At 71.5% G+C, this 4,693-nt stretch carries 2 protein-coding genes; both read left to right on the top strand.

Features of this window, described 5'->3' with window-relative positions; genetic code table 11:
- Positions 1–2,862: non-ribosomal peptide synthetase (locus tag DI272_RS43745; RefSeq protein WP_146238447.1), on the top strand; the 2,862-nt coding region annotated here is incomplete at its 5' end.
- Positions 2,859–4,693: condensation domain-containing protein (locus DI272_RS45880; protein WP_258314945.1), on the top strand; the 1,835-nt coding region annotated here is incomplete at its 3' end. The genes DI272_RS43745 and DI272_RS45880, both read left to right, overlap by 4 nt.

Here is a 4,693-nt window from a genome sequence, read left to right on the forward strand (position 1 = left end):
CCCGGGGTGGGTGTGCGTTCGGGGGATGCGGCGTATGTGATGTACACCTCGGGTTCGACGGGTGCGCCGAAGGGGATCGTGGTGACGCACCGCAATGTTGCCGCGCTGGCCCTGGACCCGCGGTTCGACCGCGAGGCGCATGAGCGGGTGTTGCTGCATTCGCCGGCCGCGTTCGATGCCTCCACCTATGAGGTGTGGGTGCCGCTGCTGAACGGCGGGACCGTTGTCGTGGCCCCGGCCGGGGATCTGGATGTCCCGGTCTTGCAGCACACCATCACCACCCAGCGGGTGACGGCGTTGTGGCTGACCAGTTCCCTGTTGAACGTGGTCGCCGACCATGCGGTGGACGCGCTGTCGGGGGTGCGAGAGGTGTGGTGTGGTGGTGAGGCTGTTTCCGGCGCCACGGTGCAGCGTCTGCATGAGGCGTGCCCGGGGTTGACGGTGGTGGACGGGTACGGGCCGACGGAGACGACCACGTTCGCCACCCACCATCGTGTGCCGCGTCCCTATACCGGTGGCGCGACGGTGCCGATCGGCCGGCCGATGGCCGACACCCGCGTCTACGTCCTGGACGCACACTTGCGGCCGGTGGTGCCGCAGGTGACGGGCGAGCTGTATATCGCCGGGGCCGGTCTGGCGCGCGGCTATCTCAACCGGCCCGGTATGACGGCCGAGCGGTTCGTCGCCGATCCCTACGCTGCCGAGCCCGGCGGGCGCATGTATCGCACGGGTGACCTGGTGCGGGCCAACGCCGAGGGGGATCTGGAGTACATGGGCCGGGCCGACCATCAGGTCAAGGTCCGTGGTTTCCGGATCGAGCCCGGTGAGATCGAGAACGTCCTCACCGAGCACCCCCACATCACCCAGGCTGCCGTGGTCGCCCATCACGACCAGCCCGGTGCCACCCGTCTGATCGCCTACGTCGTCCCCGACACCGGTGAAACACCGGCCAACCTGGGTGAGTTCGTGCGGCAGCGGCTGCCTGAGTACATGACGCCGTCCACATACGTCACCCTGGACCGGCTGCCGTTGACGGCCAACGGCAAGCTCGACCGGGCCGCGCTGCCCGAACCCGGTCAGCGCGCGCGGACGGATGTGTCGCGTCGTGAGCCGCGGACCGAGCGTGAGCGACTGCTGGGGACGCTGGTCGCGCAGGCCCTGGGCGTGGACGGCGTCGGGCCCGACGACGACTTCTTCGCGCTCGGCGGAGACAGCATCGTTTCGATCCGGCTCATCAGCCTCGCTCGCTCGGCGGGCGTCGGCCTGGCGGTCCGGGACGTCTTCGAGCAGCGGACCGCGGCCGGACTGGCCGCGGTCGCCCAGGAACTGGCGGTGTCGGCACCCGATTCCGGCGACTCCGGCGTGGGAGGTATGGAACCGACGCCGATCATGCGCTGGTTCGACGCGCGGGGCGGCGACATCGACGCCTTCCACCAGGCCATGCTGCTCGGGGTGCCGGCCGAGCTGCGCGAGGACCACCTCGTCGCGGCCGTGCAGGCACTCTTGGACCACCACGACGCGCTGCGGTTGACCCGGAAACCGAGGGGTGAGGACAGCGCGGCGTGGTCGCTCGAAGTAGGTCCGGTGGGGTCCGTGTCGGCCGCGGACGTGGTGCATCGTGTCGACACCGCCGGCGTGGCCGTCGACGCGACGATGGTCCGTGCACATGCGGAGGCGGCGTCCCACCGGCTGTCGGCCGAGCGCGGCCTGCTGGTTCAGGTGGTCTGGTTCGACTCCGGTCCGGCCGAACGGGGCAGGCTGCTGGTCGTCGTCAACCATCTCGTCGTCGACGGGGTGTCCTGGCGGATCTTGCTGCCCGATCTCATCGCCGCCTGCGAGACCGTCGAGCACGGCCGTACCCCACGCCTGGACCCGGTGCACACGTCCCTGCGCCGCTGGGCGAGTCTCCTCGCGACCGAGGCTCGGCAGCCGGCCCGCACCGCCGAGGCGGCGCAGTGGACCGGACTGCTCACCGCGGCCGATCCACCGCTGACCACTGGCCGGCTCGATGCCGCGCGGGACACCGTGGGCCGGGCCCGTGAGCTCACGCTCTCCCTGCCGCCCGAGGTCACCACCCCGCTCCTGACGACGGTGCCCACGGCTTTCCACGCCAGGGTCGACGACGTCCTGCTCACCGCGCTCGCCCTGGCAGTCGCCCAGTGGCGCCGGACCCACGCACGCGGGCGGCACACGGCTCTCCTCGTGGACGTGGAGGGACACGGGCGCGAGGAGATCGCCGAGGGCGTGGACCTCTCGCGCACCGTGGGGTGGTTCACCTCGCTGTATCCCGTCCGCGTCGACCCCGGCCCCCTGGCGTGGGAAGAGGTCGTCGACGGCGGGCCGGCGCTCGGACAGGCCCTGAAAAGGGTCAAGGAACAGGTCCGCTCCCTGCCCGACCGGGGCATGGGCTACGGCCTGCTGCGGCACCTCAATCCCGAGACCGGGCCTGAGCTGGCCGGGCTCCCCGTACCGCAACTCGGATTCAACTACCTCGGCCGGTTCCCTTCGGCGGGCGCCCCCGTGGTCCCCGGCCGCGCGGAATGGACCGTGGCGGCCGAGACGGGCCTGCTGAGCGGCGCCGACCCGGCGACCGCTCTGGCCCACGGGCTGGAGGTGAACAGCATGGTCCGCGACGCCCCGGACGGGCCGGAACTGGAGGCCGTCTGGACCTGGACGCCGGATCTGTGGACCGAACGGCACGTCCGAGCCCTGGCCGACCACTGGTTCCGGGCGATCCGCGGGCTGGTCCGGCACGGCGAGCACTCCGGCACCGGCGGCCACAGCCCCTCGGACTTCCCCCTGACCGAACTCAGCCAGCACGACATCGAGCAGCTCGAAGCAGCGTGGAGGGTGCAGAAATGACGTCGTCGGGCCTGGAAGACATCCTCCCCCTCTCCCCGATGCAGGAGGGGCTGCTGTTCCACTCCCGCTACGAGCAGGACGGCGCGGACGTCTACGCGGTGCAGCACGCGTTCGCCATCGAGGGCGCCCTCGACGCGGCACGGCTGCGGGCCGCCGTGCTCGCGCTCGTCCAACGGCACCCGAACCTGCGCGCCGGATTCCGGCAGGTGGACTCCGGCCGGACCGTACAGCTGATACCACGTCAAGTCGAGGTTCCCTGGGACGAGTTCGATCTGTCGCCGCTTCCCGTTGCCGACGCGGAGGCAGAGCTGGCCCGGCTCGCCGCCAAGGAGCACGCCCGCCGGTTCGACCTGGCCGAGCCGCCTCTGCTGCGCTTCTCCCTGGTGCGCCTGGCCGCCGAACGTCACCGCCTCATCATGACCACCCATCACATCCTGCTCGACGGTTGGTCGACACCCCTGCTCGTGCGTGAGCTGACCATGCTGTACGACAGCCACGGCGACGCCACCGCGCTGCCCCGAGTGGCTCCCTACCGGCAGTATCTGGGATGGCTCGCGCAGCAGGACCAGCCGGCGGCGGAGGCCGCCTGGCGAGAGGCGCTCGGCGGACTCGAACAGCCGACGCTGCTCACCCCGGCGGACCCGGGCCGTCCCGGACTGATGCCGCAGCGGATCACCGTGGAGCTGGACGAGGACCGCACGGCAGCGCTGGCCGACTGGGCACGCCGGCACGGGGTGACCCTGAACACCGTGCTCCAGGCCGCCTGGGGGCTGGTACTGAGTCGGCGCACCGGCCACGACGACGTCGTGTTCGGGGCCGTCGTGGCAGGGCGCGACCCGCAGCTGCCCGGCGTCGAGACCATGGTGGGTCTGCTCATCAACATGGTGCCGGTGCGGGTGACCCTCGACCCGGCGCAGTCACTGCTGACCACCGTCGAACAGGTACAGAGCGCGCAGTCGCGGCTCACCGGGCACCACCACCTCGGACTCGCCCGCATCCAGCAACTGGCCGGTCTGGGCGACCTCTTCGACACCTCCCTGGTCTTCGAGAACTACCCCTGGGACGAACCCGGCGAGCGGCCGGAGACCGGACTGCGGATCACCCCTGACCTAAGCCGCGGGCGGGACGCGACGCACTACCCCCTGACTCTGATCGCCGCCCCCGGGCGTCGTCTGTACCTCCGCCTGGACTACCGCGACGACCTGTTCGACCAGGCGACGGCCGCCGGGTTCGTCGACCGGCTGATACGGGTGCTCGACCTCGTCGTCACGGATCCTTCCCGGCCGCTCGGGCGGGTGGATCTGCTGTCGGCGCGGGAGCGGGCGGCTGTGCTGGCGGTGCCGGCTGCTGTGGTGCCGTCGCGGGGGTCGTTGCCGGAGTTGTTCGAGGCGCGGGTGGCGGCGGCGCCGGGGGCGGTGGCGGTGGTGTGGGGCGACTCCACGCTGTCGTACGGGGAGTTGAACAAGCGGGCGAACCGGCTGGCTCATGTGCTGGTGGGGTGTGGTGTCGGTCCGGAGGACGTGGTGGCGCTGGCGCTGCCTCGCAGTGCGGATCTGGTGGTGGCGGTCCTGGCGGTGCTGAAGGCGGGCGCGGCTTACCTCCCACTCGATCCGGCCTATCCGGCGGCGCGGCTGGCCCATATGGTCGGTGACGCCCGGCCGGCGCTGGTGCTGACGACGACCGGGCACCGTCCTTCGGCGGAGAGCGTGGCCGCGACGCCGGTACTGCTGCTGGACGCGCTCGACGTGTCGGATCAGCCCCCGGACAACCCCGTCGTCGCGCTCGCGCCCGACAATCCCGCGTACGTCATCTACACCTCCGGCTCCACCGG

The sequence above is a fragment of the Streptomyces sp. Act143 genome, assembly GCF_003143935.1.
GTDB lineage: Bacteria > Actinomycetota > Actinomycetes > Streptomycetales > Streptomycetaceae > Streptomyces.